The 14,249-nt window shown below is 41.7% G+C and carries 14 protein-coding genes and 1 pseudogene; 5 read left to right on the top strand and 10 right to left on the bottom strand.

Annotated features, from left to right (window positions below; all coding sequences use genetic code 11):
* Positions 1 to 156: 156 nt before the first annotated feature.
* The 3 genes and pseudogenes from BJP37_RS35585 to BJP37_RS04210 all read left to right on the top strand — a co-directional run.
* Positions 157 to 366, top strand: a pseudogene (locus tag BJP37_RS35585) (IS701-like element ISPlag1 family transposase); the annotation flags it as partial.
* Positions 367 to 617: 251 nt separating this feature from the next.
* Positions 618 to 2,354, top strand: coding sequence for an ABC transporter ATP-binding protein (locus BJP37_RS04215; protein ID WP_075896728.1), 1,737 nt, complete (start codon positions 618 to 620; stop codon positions 2,352 to 2,354).
* A gap of 435 nt (positions 2,355 to 2,789) precedes the next feature.
* Positions 2,790 to 3,671: a HalD/BesD family halogenase gene (locus tag BJP37_RS04210; RefSeq protein WP_075896726.1), complete on the top strand. Its 882-nt coding sequence runs from the start codon at positions 2,790 to 2,792 to the stop codon at positions 3,669 to 3,671.
* 373 nt (positions 3,672 to 4,044) lie between these two features.
* Here the strand turns inward: BJP37_RS04210 and BJP37_RS04205 are convergent, their stop codons facing one another.
* The 6 genes from BJP37_RS04205 to BJP37_RS41885 all read right to left on the bottom strand — a co-directional run bounded on the left by BJP37_RS04205 (position 4,045) and on the right by BJP37_RS41885 (position 8,676).
* Positions 4,045 to 4,854: a class I SAM-dependent methyltransferase gene (locus tag BJP37_RS04205; protein WP_075896724.1), complete on the bottom strand. Its 810-nt coding sequence runs from the start codon at positions 4,852 to 4,854 to the stop codon at positions 4,045 to 4,047.
* A 42-nt stretch (positions 4,855 to 4,896) separates the two neighbouring features.
* The gene (locus BJP37_RS04200) at positions 4,897 to 5,709 is read right to left on the bottom strand and encodes a class I SAM-dependent methyltransferase (RefSeq protein WP_075896722.1); all 813 of its coding nucleotides are present in this window, start codon (positions 5,707 to 5,709) and stop codon (positions 4,897 to 4,899) included.
* A 33-nt stretch (positions 5,710 to 5,742) separates the two neighbouring features.
* Positions 5,743 to 6,909 (bottom strand): pyridoxal phosphate-dependent aminotransferase, encoded by a 1,167-nt coding sequence (locus BJP37_RS04195; RefSeq protein WP_075896720.1) that lies wholly within the window; start codon positions 6,907 to 6,909, stop codon positions 5,743 to 5,745.
* A 3-nt stretch (positions 6,910 to 6,912) separates the two neighbouring features.
* Positions 6,913 to 7,254: an aspartate 1-decarboxylase gene (gene panD, locus BJP37_RS04190; RefSeq protein WP_075896718.1), complete on the bottom strand. Its 342-nt coding sequence runs from the start codon at positions 7,252 to 7,254 to the stop codon at positions 6,913 to 6,915.
* Between the two features lie 19 nt (positions 7,255 to 7,273).
* Entirely contained in the window at positions 7,274 to 8,140 is an 867-nt protein-coding gene (locus BJP37_RS04185) for a TauD/TfdA family dioxygenase (RefSeq protein ID WP_075896716.1), read from the bottom strand.
* A 389-nt stretch (positions 8,141 to 8,529) separates the two neighbouring features.
* Positions 8,530 to 8,676, bottom strand: a complete 147-nt coding sequence (locus tag BJP37_RS41885; protein ID WP_214607742.1) for a hypothetical protein — start codon at positions 8,674 to 8,676, stop codon at positions 8,530 to 8,532.
* Here BJP37_RS41885 and BJP37_RS35580 point away from each other — a divergent pair.
* On the top strand, positions 8,669 to 8,995 hold the full coding sequence (locus BJP37_RS35580; protein ID WP_143727460.1) for a hypothetical protein: 327 nt from the start codon (positions 8,669 to 8,671) through the stop codon (positions 8,993 to 8,995). The genes BJP37_RS41885 and BJP37_RS35580 overlap by 8 nt on opposite strands.
* 156 nt (positions 8,996 to 9,151) lie before the next feature.
* Here BJP37_RS35580 and BJP37_RS04175 read toward each other — a convergent pair whose 3' ends face one another.
* From BJP37_RS04175 to BJP37_RS04160, 4 genes are all read right to left on the bottom strand, one after another.
* Positions 9,152 to 9,406 (bottom strand): hypothetical protein, encoded by a 255-nt coding sequence (locus BJP37_RS04175; RefSeq protein WP_075896712.1) that lies wholly within the window; start codon positions 9,404 to 9,406, stop codon positions 9,152 to 9,154.
* 249 nt (positions 9,407 to 9,655) lie between these two features.
* Positions 9,656 to 9,796: a hypothetical protein gene (locus tag BJP37_RS38430; RefSeq protein WP_158069408.1), complete on the bottom strand. Its 141-nt coding sequence runs from the start codon at positions 9,794 to 9,796 to the stop codon at positions 9,656 to 9,658.
* Positions 9,797 to 9,846: 50 nt separating this feature from the next.
* On the bottom strand, positions 9,847 to 10,629 hold the full coding sequence (locus BJP37_RS04165) for an SDR family NAD(P)-dependent oxidoreductase (RefSeq protein ID WP_075896708.1): 783 nt from the start codon (positions 10,627 to 10,629) through the stop codon (positions 9,847 to 9,849).
* Positions 10,630 to 10,905: 276 nt separating this feature from the next.
* Positions 10,906 to 11,487, bottom strand: a complete 582-nt coding sequence (locus BJP37_RS04160) for a TetR/AcrR family transcriptional regulator (RefSeq protein ID WP_075896706.1) — start codon at positions 11,485 to 11,487, stop codon at positions 10,906 to 10,908.
* 778 nt (positions 11,488 to 12,265) lie between these two features.
* Here BJP37_RS04160 and BJP37_RS04155 point away from each other — a divergent pair.
* Positions 12,266 to 13,651, top strand: coding sequence for a tetratricopeptide repeat protein (locus BJP37_RS04155; protein WP_229415191.1), 1,386 nt, complete (start codon positions 12,266 to 12,268; stop codon positions 13,649 to 13,651).
* Positions 13,652 to 14,249: the final 598 nt, after the last annotated feature.

The following is a 14,249-nucleotide window of genomic DNA, read 5'->3' as shown; positions in this document are numbered from 1 at the left end:
CCTGTTTATTGTGGAGCCTTTATAGTTAGCAGGTTATGCAGAAAAGGGTTAAATATTTGTTAATAAGGCTCCACTATCTTACGGTAACTTCGGCGTAGCCGACGCTTCGCGAACAAACCATGAGCGACTGCCGTGGTTTCCCCCACTCGCTATTGCATCAAGACATTGACTGGCATACAATCTTGTCAGTGTCGTAAATCTCGAATCCAAAGAAACCATATTGCTTGTGCTATTTTGGTGTGGAATTTTCTGAAAAGACTAGCTTACTTGACTAAATGTACAGTTTATAAAATTAAGCACCAAAGTTTATCTTCATATTTAACTAAAGAACTTAAAAAACCTTCTTTAGTTATGAATTTAGTCTGATCAGAATCTACGACCTATCTGGTGTCTTTGCGTAAGTCCTGTCTTAATAGGTCAAGCGCACCTTTGCCTGTTGCCTGTTGCCTGTTGCCTGTTGCCTAAAGCCCTTGCGCGTAGCGCTATAACAACCCATTCCGCCTGATCAGTCAGGGTTAATTACTGTGTTGAATTCAACGTTAAAGTCAAAACGAAATTCAAGGTTAACGTCAAAACCAAATAAGCGTAAGCATTCCAACTCTCCCCTGCAGCGGCTGATGGGTTACGCTCAGCCCCATCGTTCCCTAATCGGGAAAGCGATCGCATGCTCAATCCTCAACAAAATCTTTGACTTAGCCCCTCCGGTCTTGATTGGGATGGCAGTGGATGTGGTGGTCAAACAAAAAGATTCCTTGATTGCCCATCTAGGAGTCACCGATATCTTTAGCCAACTGGTATTGCTGGCATTCCTGAGCTTTATTGTTTGGGGATTGGAATCCGTTTTTCAATATGCTTACGAACGATTGTGGCGGAATCTGGCTCAAACCATTCAACACGAATTGCGCCTAGATGCTTACTCTCATCTGCAATTGTTGGAACTAGCGTATTTTGAAGATAGTAGTACAGGGGGATTGATGTCTATCCTGAGTGATGATATCAACCAACTAGAACGCTTTCTCGATATTGGTGCCAACGAAATTCTCCAGGTAGCCACAAGCATTATTACTATCAGTGCGGGCTTCTTTATCGTTGCTCCCAATGTAGCTTGGATAACTCTGATACCTATCCCCTTTATCCTCTGGGGTTCGATTAGCTTTCAACGTCTGCTTGCTCCCCGTTATGCAGCAGTTCGGGAAAAGGTAGGGTTACTCAATGGACAGTTAGCAAATAATCTAACTGGGATTACTACCATTAAAAGCTTTACAGCGGAAGAGTATGAAGCTAAGCGGATAGAGTCACAAAGTCTAGGGTATCAGCACAGTAACCAGAAAGCGATCGCATTTTCTGCTGCCTTTGTCCCCTTGATTCGGATGTTAATCCTATTTGGATTTACCGGAATTTTGCTCTACGGTGGTAAGTCCGCAGCCGCCGGGGAATTAGCAGTAGGCACCTACAGTGTTTTAGTTTTCATGACTCAGCGCTTGCTGTGGCCATTAACTCGACTGGGTAACACCCTGGATCAGTATCAACGGGCCATGGCATCCACTACTAGGGTAATGAATCTGCTGGATACCCCGATTGCCATGCACTCTGGGGATACACCATTACCTAGGTCTGAGGTTAAAGGGGAATTGGTATTAAATAATGTCACATTTGCCTACCGTAATCGCCCCCCTGTGGTAGAAAACCTTTCCCTCCACATCCCAGCCACTCAGACTATCGCGATAGTAGGTTCCACAGGGTCTGGTAAAAGTACCTTAGTCAAACTGTTATTAAGACTATACGAAATCCAAGCAGGTTCGATAACTCTTGATGGCATTGACATTAGACAGCTCAGGCTCAAAGACTTACGCCATGCCATTGGTCTAGTTAGCCAAGATGTATTTTTATTCCACGGCACCGTAGAAGAGAATATCACCTATGGCACTTTTGATGCCACCACCGAGGAAATAGTTGCTGCCGCTAAGACCGCAGAAGCCCATGAGTTTATCATGCAACTACCCCAAGGCTATGACACCATTGTCGGAGAGCGGGGTCAGAAACTATCTGGAGGACAACAGCAACGAATTGCGATCGCACGAGCACTATTGAAAGACCCCCCAATCTTGATTCTGGATGAAGCCACCTCCGCTGTTGATAATGAAACCGAAGCCGCCATTCAGCGCTCCCTGGAAAAGATTACCCAAAATCGCACAACCATTGCGATCGCTCATCGGTTGTCCACAGTCCGCAATGCTGATTGTATTTATGTAATTGAGCAAGGCAAAATAGTAGAGCAAGGACGACATGAACAGTTGTTAGAGCAACAGGGAATTTATGCCATGCTGTGGCGGGTACAGTCTGGAGTTAAGTAATAGGAGTGTGGGAAGTGTGGGGAGGGTGGGGAGATGGGGAGATGGGGAGATTTTTATTAGACCTCTTGCAAAAATAAATATGAAATCAAAATCTATCCCTTTTGCATGCATGCCTTGTCAACACCCACGGTTTATGAGACTTATGCAAGAGGTCTTATCTAAAGGGGTTCAAAGGTCTGGCGATGGAGCTATTTGAGGAAAAGGTTTTAAATCCATTTTTCTAGTAGATTAAGAGCCCGTTGGCGTAAATCCTGACTATAGGGTCTGGTCATGATGGAATAAAATTGACAAGTCACTTTATTATAGGAAAGCTTGTCAATATATCAGCGCGCAGCGCTGTACTACAAACGACGAAGAGCGCCGATCATGAGATTCTTGCTCTGAGGCGCTCGAACATTTTATAAATCTACCTTCTGCCTTGGTGCTTTTTGCTATATGTATACCAATCTACCAAAATTATCATCCTTAGAGGAAGCTAGCAATTTAGTTAACCTCGATCGCTATCCCCTCGATCGACTATCCAGCGATCGCGGAAAAGTATTAATTGCAGATTGTCAAAGACAGCTTGATGATACGGGTTGTTGTCTCCTTCCAGAATTTATTAATTCTGAGGCATTAGAATTGTTCAAAAAAGAATCTGAGAAACTGTCAGTTCATGCTCATTACTCTAATATGCTCGCTAATGTCTACTTCAGTGAGGATGACGAATCTCTTCCCAAAGAGCATCCCAAACGTTTTTTCTTCAATCGCACTAGTGGTTTTGTTCGTGCCGATTCTTTTCCCACTGATTCGCTGATACTTCAGCTTTATAACTGGCCAGCTTTCGCACCATTTATTCAAGCTTGCCTGAAGGAAGAAAAACTATACAAATATGCCGACCCTCTTTCCTATATTGCCTTCAACGTGATTAAACCAGGACAGGAGTTTCCGTGGCACTTTGACAATAATCATGTTTCGGTAACGGTCATTACTCAAGCTCCAGAGAAAGGGGGGATATTTGAGTATTGTCATAATATCAGATCGAGCCATGATGAGAATCATGATGGTGTGATGAAGGTACTCAAAGGCGATCGCACTCCCGTCACCTCTTTGAATCTAAGACCAGGGGATCTGCAAATTTTCAAAGGTCGCTATTCCCTGCATCGCGTAACAAAAGTGGAGGGGTCTATTCCACGCTACACCGCAGTCTTTTCTTATACTAAAGATCCACAAATGTATAGCAAAGTATATCGCAGCCTCCAACTTTATGGTAAGGCACTACCAACTCATTATCAGTTGGATAAAACCGATATGAGAACGGATGGTTTAGAAGATTAAAAAGATGGCAAGCAAGACAAAAGATAATTGAGAAACTTAACAAATTAGACTGGCCTCAACTAGCGGCATAATTTCAACCAGAGACTCCTTGCTTCATTGATGGTGAGTTTGTTGATGCTGTAGATGGCTAAAAATTTGAAACCATCAATGAAGCAACTGGCGAAGTTACAGCGGTTACCGCAGTTATGAAGTACATTGGATTATAGGGTCATATTTTGCCTTTTGATCTAACACAGACAAATCAATATCCATTGAGCTTTTTTGTATATCATTACTTTTGGTTGTTGAAAGAAATATTGACTGTTGCTCTCAAGTTCGGTAGTGAAAAGCTAATTTTGCCTGTAAGCCAATCAACTCTCTGGTGTGAACCAAATCAATTACCTACTTTCTCGCTTTTGAAAAAATACCATCCCAGTTCGCCAGCTTCAACAGCTCCAGCACTCTTGCCATAGGACACACTAAGTTCCGGATATTGCTCTCGAATTCTATCAGACTGAATCGCATAAGATTTCTGCATATGTTGGCTCAAATCTGTCGCTTCCAGCACCTTAAAACCTGCCGCACTCAGGTTATCTCGATAGGATTCAGGGGTAAAAAGATTATTAACAAGTAACCGCTCGTAGAGGTGCTTGCGAGTGGATTCACTAATATCCATGGTTGGGGTAGTTAAGTCATCAAAAACAAACCGTCCTTGGGGTTTTAAGACTCTGCTAATTTCCTTGAGTGCCAAACCTCGTTCTTCAATATGTAGGAGAGTTCCTTGACTCCAAGCATGGGTAAAGGATTCATCTGGGAAAGGCAAATCGAGGATTGATGCTTTCTCGAATGAAAGATTTAGTGAAGGATTATCCTTCGCTTTTATTTCGCAGTTGCGGATATGAGTGGCACTAAGATCGATTCCTACAACCTCACAACCCTTTTGCTGAGCGATCCAGACGGCAGCTTTACCGTTTCCACAACCTACTTCCAGTACCCGTGACTGAGCAGAAATTCCACTGTGTTCTAACATATATTCATTCCAGCGATCGCAGCCACGCAGAAAGTCTTCATAGGTGTGGACTTCATCTAAGTTGTCGAAATATCCCCAATGCTTGCTGCCATCTGGGTGCCAGGAAATCCGATAGCGATCATCTGAGTTATCGTAATAGCTTTGGGTATCAGCTTCTGTAAATTTTTTTGTCATCATAACCTCCTAGTCGTTTATAGTTGGATTTTGTTAAAACTCTTAGCTGCTTAACTTTTCACAGAGGAAGAACCACCAACCTACATCACCAGCTTCCACAGCAGCAGCACTTTCCTGATAAGACCTACTTAGTTTTGGATATTGCTGTTGAATGATTGCAGACCGAATTTGATAACATTTTTGCATATGTTGACTTAAGTCCATAGTCTCTAACAGCCTGAAACCTAAGTCGGTAAGATAGTTTTTGTAGAAGTCAGGGGTAAACATATCATTAACGATCAGCCGTTCGTATAGATGTTTTTGGGTAGAAATATTGATTTTTGATACTGGTGTTACTAGGTCATCAAAAGCAAAGATTCCCCCTATTTCCAGCACACGATAGATCTCTTGGAGTGCTAGCTGGCGTTGGTGAATATGGTAGAGAGTTGCTTGACTCCAGACATGGGTAAAGGAACTGTCATAAAAAGGTAGATCCGTTGCTGATGCTTTATGAAAGGATAAGCGTAAGGATGGATTTTTCTTGGCCTTTTCTGTGGCATTGTTGATGTGAGTAGTACTTAGATCTACCCCCACTACTTCACAACCCTTCTGCCGGGCAATCCTAATAGCCGCATTACCGTTTCCACTACCTATTTCTAGAACTCGGGAGTCAGCAGTAATTTGGCTTTGAGAGAGCATATATTGATCCCAGCGTTCACAAGCCTCGGCAAAATCCTCATAAGTACAGGAGTCATCTAAGTTATCGAAATATCCCCAATGCTTGCTGCCATCTGGATGCCAAGAAATACGGTAGCGCTCGTCCGAGTTATCATAATAGGCTTCAGTATCAGCTTCTGTAAATTGGTTTGCCACCATATGATCAACACCCTCTGTATACTAGTAGTTAACTCAAAACTTTGAGCGAACGAATACCTCAAGACGTTTCATGCCTTTTTCAATGGTTTCTGTATCTGTAGCGTAGGAAAGGCGGATATGATCGTCAGCTCCAAAAGCAATTCCTGGAATTGCTGCCACTTGCTGTGACTCTAACAGGCCATTGCAGAATTCTTCAGATTTTATCCCTAGTTGGCTGATGTTGGGAAACAGATAAAAAGCTCCATTTGGTTTGGGACAGGTTAAACCAGGAATCCTATCAAGGCACTCTAGCATAATCTGACGACGTTGGGCAAAGGTTTGTCGCATCTGTTCCACACAGTTTTGAGAACTAGATAAAGCCGCGATCGCTCCATACTGAGAGAAGGTACATACATTAGAGGTACTGTGGCTTTGAATCTTGCTCATAGCTTGGATTACTTCTTGGGAGCCAGCCAGGTAGCCAACCCGCCACCCCCCCATGGAGTAAGCCTTGGCAAAGCCATTACTAAGTAGAGTGCGGGAAAATATTTCCGGACTGACAGCGCCAATGCTCAAGTGTTGAGCACCATCATAGATAATATGTTCGTAAATCTCATCCGAGACTACTAGGATATCTTCTTCAACTACTACATCTGCCAAGGCTCGAATCTCGTCAGGGGTATAAACTATTCCTGTGGGATTTGAGGGGGAGTTGAGTACAAATAACCGTGTTTTAGAGGTTATTGCTTGACGAAGTTGAACAGGAGTAATTTTATAACTATTTTCCTCATTGGTGTGAACGATTATTGGTTTTCCTCCTGCTAACTTTACCATTTCCGGATAGCTAACCCAGTAGGGTGCAGGAATGATCACTTCATCTTCTGCTTCAATGAGGGCTTGCATCAGATTAAATAAAGAGTGCTTACCCCCATTCGTAACCAAGACATTTTCTGGAGAATAGCAGAGATTGTTATCAGTTTGTAACTTTTGGGCGATGGCTTCTCGCAACGCCCATTCTCCAGCTACTGTACTATAACGAGTTTTGCCTTCATCCAAAGCTTTCTTAGCAGCAGCGGTAATATGAGCTGGGGTAGGAAAATCCGGCTCACCTACACCGAAAATGCAGACATCAAGCCCCTCTGCTTTCATTGCCTTAGCTTTAGTTGTAATTGCCAATGTTAGCGAAGGACTGACTTGATTAACTCGTGCTGCTAGTTTCATTACTTATACATACTGAAGAAACTTGTTATTCTCATCAACTAGAATTTTTTTCGGTGGATTGATTTCGTCTGTTACGTCAAAGGCTAACAAAGTAATAAGGTCCCCTGGACTAACTAAACGGGCGGAGCCGCCATTCATGCAAATTACTCCTGAATCAGCTTCTCCTTCTAGGACATAAGTTTCTAGACGGTTGCCATTAGTATTGTCCACTACTAGTACTTTTTCTCCAGGTAGCAAATCTGCCTTTTCCATCAGGGTTCGATCCACCGTAATGCTCCCGACATAGTTGACGTTAGCCTCTGTTACTTGAGCCCTGTGAATTTTTGACTTTAACATAATTCGCATTGTTTTTTCCTCCTTTTAGTTATAGACAACATTTTTGTTTCAATTCTTCTAAGGTTTCCCTCGGAGAAAAACCAAAGCAAAACTCTTCACTATAAGCTGATTTACCATCAAACCAAACGCGATTAAGCCACCTTTTTGAGCCCTGAATAAAAGCAGTACGACCATGCAATATTCTGGAATTATCCATGATAATAATTTGCTGAGGCTGCAATTTAAACTGTAACATATTTTCTGGTCGATTAAAAAAATATTTTATTGTCTTAATTATTGGTAAATCTTCTGGTTTTACTGAAATTTTAACAGCATCATCCCATCTAAATCTGATGCGTGTTCTACTCTCATGCTCTTCAAAAATAGGTTTAGTAGATTGTCTATTTTCTCTCTGGACTGTTATGGCATCGGGTTGAAATAAATTCAGTAATCCACAGGGATTTGTACCAGTTAGATAATCATACAGTAATCTCCCATCTCCAATAGTCGTTAAACCACCACTTGCTACAGCAACTTCGCACTGGAGGGCTACTATTTTTGGTGGATCCACAGCAAAAGAACCATCTGTATGTAACGGTAGTTCTGTTGTCGTTGTATTGACATATCCAGGACTATTTTCCAGAGGGGTTACGGGTACAATTCCATGTTTATCTGAGTGTTCATGCTTGACTATCGAGCCAAAATATTGCGATAATTCTAATAAATTTTCCTTGTGCTGTGACGACCTTAGCTGAATAATAACATATCCAAACTGCTTAATAAGTTTGAACATTTTTTTGACGGTAGATGCGTTTAAGTCTTTTATGCTATAAGCTTCAAGTATATTGTGTTCAACATTTGATTTTGGAACGCACAATAAATACATTTTAGCTGCTTGCTCCTTATAGATTGTCATCTATCCTCTCGACAAAGGATATCACAATCTTGCCAATTTACCAATAACGCTCTTATCACTCTTGGAAAATTCGACGAAATTACGCTGTTTCAGCCGACGAAAACTCAAGCTTTAAACCCAGTCTGATGGAAGAGGGATAAGTAGTCGGAGCAAAGTTTTAGGCTCTGTCTGAATTTTTGTAAACACACCATGAACACTTGTAGCAGAATGGGAGCAGGTCAATTTTGTAAGAACACTTGAACTACAAACCCTTGAACTATACTGTTTTCCGGGCTTGAGTACCAGTTATCAGTCGTTTTAGTACATTTGTTATGCGAATTTGACATGCTCCCGGTGGGAAGTGTGGAGAGAGGGGGGAGAAAAAGAGCGTATTTTTATGATTATTTTAGCTAATTAATATTAGTCAAAAGGGAATAGGGAATAGGGAATAGGGAATAGGGAATAGAGAATAGGGAACAAAGAATAGACAATAGGGAAAAAATCCTGTCTACCTCATTACTATAAGAGCCGCTATATAACCTTGGCCTATTGGCCACGCTACGCGAACAACTTTCAACCTTGGCCTATTGGCCACGCTACGCGAACAACTTGATAACCTACCCTACACCGAACGCCAAAGGCGAACAACCTGCTAACCTTCAACCTGCTAACCTTGGCCAAAAGGCCACGCTACGCGAACAACCTGCTAACCTTCAACCTCCTAACCTTCAACCTCCTAACCTTCAACCTCCTAACCTTGGCCAAAAGGCCACGCTACGCGAACAACCTGCTAACCTTCAACCTCCTAACCTTCAACCTCCTAACCTTCAACCTTCTAACCTTCAACCTCCTAACCTGCTAACCATAAAAAAATAGCCGTAGAAATTATTTCCACGGCTGGCTGAAATCCACAGTAAGTCGATTTCACTACTTATGTTATGTGACTTTGTTCCATGACCAGTCCGATCATGATCTTACGTGATTAGACCTGGTCTTTTAGCTAGGGGGGAAACCCCCCAGCGACTTAAAATCTTAATCCAGAATTAGATACCTGGTCAAAGTACTAATCACTTCCCCAGGCATGCCACTCGGCTCAAGAGGAGTCCACTCATAAAGTTGTGCGTAGCCCTGGGTATACAGGGAATAGATGGTATTCATTACTGCCTTACGGGAGCCCTTAAGCCTGTGCTCAACCGGTTCTTTCTTCCCGAAAAAAATCTGAGAAGTATTCCCCGGAATTAGATACTCTGGATTATTGTCAGGATTCGGAACAAAGTCTGTAAACATGATTAACAACTTCAATGGGTTTATATACAATAATCATAATTATTATATTTATTTTTGTCAATAGATTTTATAAATTGTTTTTGTAAGCTATCAGCTTATGCGCTACGCGCACGCTACCGGAACAGCTATCATATTTTGAATAAGGAATGTAGCCCGGTATTGGGGGTTATATAAAGCTACAAACCTTATTTTTATAGGTAAAAAATGTTAAGCTATGCTCTTAAATAGCCGCTATATTATCGTTTTTTTTTAGATTTTATTTTTCCTAAAGTAGTTATCATTTTTTTGAGTAACTTTTGGGGTGCATCTCACTGTCTTGATGCCGCCGCTCATGGGGAGGGTATGACAATTACCCTTAATCAAAATCTCCCCATCTCCCCATCTCCCCATCTCCCCACCCTCCCCTTTTTTTACAAATATGAGATGCACCCTTTTCAAGCCTAATTGTACTGATTCCGTCCAGCCATAACACCACCATCTACATCCCAGACCGCGCCAGTCACCCAACTGGCTTTCTCAGAAAGTAGATAAACAACGGCTTCAGCAACATCTGTAGGTGTTCCTACTCTGCCAATGGGATGAAAACTATTGAATCCTTCTAGAGCAGAATGGACTTGTTCTTTGGGGATGAAACCTTCGTAAATGGGAGTTTCTACTACCGCAGGAGATACCGCATTAACTCGAATATTATGTTTTGCTAGTTCCATGGCTAAATGTTGGGTTAGGGAGTGTAAACCAGCTTTAGCCATAGAATAGGCAGAAGACGGAGTAGCTTCTATTGCTTGTTTCGCCCACATCGAGCCAATATTAACGATTGCACCAGGTTTGCCATTATTAATCATATTTTTGACAATTGCCTGAGTTATGAAAAAGGTTGCTTTATTTATATCCAAATAGAGATCATAATCCTTTTCTTCATACTCAATGAACGGTTTAGGGAGAAACACTCCTGCTGAATTTACTAGTAATGTGGCATCACTATGATTGACATTTAAACGATCAATTAAATCATTTCTCATCTGTGGATCAGAGATATTAGCTAACTCACCCACTACCGTTCCATATTGACTAAGTTCCGTTACTGCTTCTTCCAGTTTAGGCTGACGTGAGCCAATTAAAACCGCAGCACCACCCTGCTTAAGAATTAATTGAGCAACCGCTTTACCCATACCACTTGTGCCACCAACAACAACGATTTTTTGTCCGGCAAATGCTTGTGACATGATTATCTCCTTAATTGATTGATCTATTTTTATTACCTACTAGAAGGTAGATAAAGGAATAAAAAAAATTATTCCTTTATCAGCAGTCAGCCATCAGCCGTCAGCTGTCAGCTGTCAGCTTATTTTATTCTCAAGTAGTGTGGAACAGGCTTCTAGCCTGTGACTTTCGCATCAGCACCTCAAGTAGTGTGGAACAGGCTTCTAGCCTGTTAGCTTTAGCCCATTAGCTGATAGCTGACCGCTGATCGCTGATCGCTGATCGCTGACCCCTGATAGCTAATCGCTGATAGCTGATAGCTTCTCTTCCAGACATGCACCAGTAATCTGATCAAAAGCAGCACTACTATCTTCTGCAACACGGGCTAATAATTGCGCTCCTTGTAACATGGAAAGTAGCATTTTTGCTTCCACTTCCACCGATTGGCTACACTGCCAAGCCTGGGTTTCACAGCCACGGTGCAATAGTCTAGCTAACCAAGATTCAGTGACAGAAAAGAAGCTTCTGATCTCTGCTTGGATTTCGGAATTTAAAACAGTAAAATCTGCTGTCAACATTCCACACAAACAAATTTTATTGTCTTGCAAACCATCTCGATAGAGATTCACAAACTCTCTCAATTGTGCTTGCGGTGTTGTTTCCTGTTGCTCAATCTCAAGACATTTCCGTGCCAAGTTTTTTTGGTATCGTTTCACTAATTCCTTTACCAAATCATCCTTGGATGGAAAATGGTAATGGATACTAGCTTTACGGATACCTATTTCTTTGGCAATGTCGGCGTAACTAAAGGCACTATAGCCTCGGTTGCGCACCATGGATTGAGCTACATCTAGGATTTGTTGAGCAGTTTTCTGTTTCATGACTTTATACTACCTACTACTAGGTAGATTTGTCAAGTCTTTTTTTGAAAAGGGAGTCGGGAGTCGGGAATCGGGAATCGGGAATCAGGAGATGTAGGGTGGGCAGTGGATTACACCGATTCATTTGTTTGCCATCGCTTTACTAAACACTGCCCACCAACGGAGTACTTAATCTAGGGTGGGCAGTGGATCACACCGATTCATTTGTTTGCCATCCCCTGACTAAGCACTGCCCACCAACGGACTAGTTGATGTTGGTGAGAATCGGGAATCGGGAATCGGGAATCGGGAATCGGAACAGATGTAGGGTGGGCAGTGGATCACACCGATTCAGTTGCTTGCCATCGCCTGACTACCCACTGCCCACCAACTGAGTACTTAATCTAGGGTGGGCAGTGGATCACACCGATTCAGTTGTTTGCCATCCCCTGACTAAGCACTGCCCACCAACGAACTAGTTGATGTCGGTGAGTAAAAACACCTCCAGACGGCATTAACCGTAATGTTAAGAATTAATACAGCAATAGCAACACTTAGTCATACAAATGGTAGTGAATAAAATTTAGATTTATGCTGTGACTAAACCTCAAATCGCCATTAGGATTCCTCCAAGCCTTCTCCCATAACTAAATAGCTGCTAGGTTGACCAAACTGGTAGGTCAAAGACTGATGTGATTGTTGATGCGATCGCGCTTATACCTGGCTGTGTTGAAAACATTCCCATCACTCAGACAATGGCTTAATTTTAGAAAAGGTTGTTGTAATGTGAGGGAATCAAATGTCAAGTCAGCTTATGCCAGGAGAAACTCCTAAGACTAACTCTGCTATATCAACGTTAGAGTCTGCTATTCAACGTTATACTGATACACTTACTAAACTTGAAGACACTAGCTGGCCAGGGAGCATCCCATTTTGGCAAATATATCTTTTGATGTGGGCGGTAGAATCACGATCATACAGCTTAATGCGGTATGTTTCTTCCAAAGTGGGATGCTCCCGTTCGCCATCAAAAGAAATAGTTCTAGAGGTTTTGACTGCTCGTGATACAGTTCAAGCCAAATTAAGCAAGCAATCACAGATTCCTATAGGAAGCTTGATTAAAGTTAACGATCTAGATAACCGATTAAAGAAAGAGACTAATAAGATTACCACAGTAGTAGATCTAACTGAATGGCATTCTATTTTGAACCCTAAAGTAGACGCTTGGTGGTGGTTCTTCAAACCTCCAAAGCATCGATGGGATTATCTTGACTGGCTATGGAAAATTCTGACAGTTGTATTTCTAACATCATCGTTGAGTTTAACCGTAGATATTTCCTCACGCTTTCTGAGTGGTGGACCAGATACCTTAGGGGCTTTTGTTGCTGCTACTCAGAGCGTCTTGACACTATTGGCCGGTAGAAGCGCTCTAACAAAAGCTGGACAGGAGTCAATCAAACGTGCTCTTACCCGTTTGAATATTCCTAAATATTTTTGGGAAGAAGTAAGTTGTGGCATTGCCTTCAGTCTTTTTATCATTTCTGTTACCTTTCGTTTGTCGTTACCTCAGATTGCAGTAATTTACAAAAATATTGGTGATCGATACACGTTTGATAATGATACTCCACAATTAGCTGCCGCCATATCTAGCTACAAACGAGCACTTCTACTTAATTCTGACTACGTTGAACCTCATTATAAATTAGGATTAGTTTATGAGGAACTACAAGAATATCAAAAGGCTCTTGCTGAATACAAAATTGCTGTCCAAGATGACTTTGAAGTTGCTTATAATAACTTAGGTAGAATGTATATTCTCGACAAAAAATATTATCAGGCTAGTTCCTTGTTACTAAGAGGTCTATACCTAACTGAGAATGATATATTGAGATACTCTTTGCTTAAAAACCTGGGGTGGGCTCGGCTCAAACAAAATCGCTATGCTGAGGCAAAACGTCATCTCCAGGATGCTATTAATTTAGATAAGACAAAGGCACCAGCTTACTGTTTGCTAGCGCAGGTACTAGAAGAAGCAGGTGAAAAAAATACGGCAAGAATTATGAATAATTGGAAATCTTGCCTGGGATATGCCTCCCATTATTCTATAGATGAAGACAAATGGATTGACCAAGCTAGACAGCGCTTAGAAGCTGAGTTAAATAAACAGTTGCCGAATAAACAATGAAGACTCTTTGGTAGTTGTTCTGCTCAGCTCTTAACTTGGAATCGGGTGCATCTCATTTTTACTGTTTGAACCGGTGGATGGAATGGGGATCAGGCGTGGAACGGGCATCTTGCCCGTTACAATTTTCGGATAGGCTGTCCCAATGGTGGTGACGAGGGGTAAAATGAGTGCGAGCTCAAAGGTGGTGCGTTTCGGAGCGGTCTTGGTGGCTAAGTCCTGTGGGATATCAACCTGGTATTGAAAGTTTGCTGCATAACTTTTGGTGCTTAGCCAGATAAGTCTATACTCAGATCTTGCACCAAAAAAAGTGGCTGTGAGAAGGAACGGCTGAAGTTATTGTTATTAGGGGATTAGAGGCAGTTCTATCCCTGAGTTAGAGACAACTAATCAAATACCTTGAAAAAGCCTCTGTATCCCATAATTTAATGACACTCAATGACCCAGATTATACGGAAAAATATAAATAATCAATAGTTTAGTTATGGCTTCAATTAGAATTGATATTTTTTTTGATTACATGAGAATTGTGGTAAACTCTTTTCTAAGATTAATGGAGGATAAAGACCCTGAATAAGATTTTACCAGAAGTAGAAAAATT

This window comes from Moorena bouillonii PNG, assembly GCF_001942495.1.
In the GTDB taxonomy this organism is placed as follows: domain Bacteria; phylum Cyanobacteriota; class Cyanobacteriia; order Cyanobacteriales; family Coleofasciculaceae; genus Moorena; species Moorena bouillonii.
The sequence above is the reverse complement of the archived record's forward strand: the minus strand, read 5'-3'. Positions and strand labels throughout refer to the sequence as shown.

Bases quoted from the DNA above. Each gene is read 5' to 3' on its own strand.
- BJP37_RS04175 (WP_075896712.1), bottom strand. From the start codon at position 9,406: ATGTTTACAGACTTTGTTCCGAATCCTGACAATAATCCAGAGTATCTA.
- BJP37_RS04215 (WP_075896728.1), top strand. From the start codon at position 618: ATGGGTTACGCTCAGCCCCATCGTTCCCTAATCGGGAAAGCGATCGCA.
- BJP37_RS04165 (WP_075896708.1), bottom strand. From the start codon at position 10,629: ATGTCACAAGCATTTGCCGGACAAAAAATCGTTGTTGTTGGTGGCACA.
- BJP37_RS38430 (WP_158069408.1), bottom strand. From the start codon at position 9,796: ATGGGGAGATGGGGAGATGGGGAGATTTTGATTAAGGGTAATTGTCAT.
- BJP37_RS04160 (WP_075896706.1), bottom strand. From the start codon at position 11,487: ATGAAACAGAAAACTGCTCAACAAATCCTAGATGTAGCTCAATCCATG.
- panD (WP_075896718.1), bottom strand. From the start codon at position 7,254: ATGCGAATTATGTTAAAGTCAAAAATTCACAGGGCTCAAGTAACAGAG.
- BJP37_RS04205 (WP_075896724.1), bottom strand. From the start codon at position 4,854: ATGACAAAAAAATTTACAGAAGCTGATACCCAAAGCTATTACGATAAC.
- BJP37_RS04210 (WP_075896726.1), top strand. From the start codon at position 2,790: ATGTATACCAATCTACCAAAATTATCATCCTTAGAGGAAGCTAGCAAT.
- BJP37_RS04200 (WP_075896722.1), bottom strand. From the start codon at position 5,709: ATGGTGGCAAACCAATTTACAGAAGCTGATACTGAAGCCTATTATGAT.
- BJP37_RS04185 (WP_075896716.1), bottom strand. From the start codon at position 8,140: ATGACAATCTATAAGGAGCAAGCAGCTAAAATGTATTTATTGTGCGTT.
- BJP37_RS04155 (WP_229415191.1), top strand. From the start codon at position 12,266: ATGTCAAGTCAGCTTATGCCAGGAGAAACTCCTAAGACTAACTCTGCT.
- BJP37_RS04195 (WP_075896720.1), bottom strand. From the start codon at position 6,909: ATGAAACTAGCAGCACGAGTTAATCAAGTCAGTCCTTCGCTAACATTG.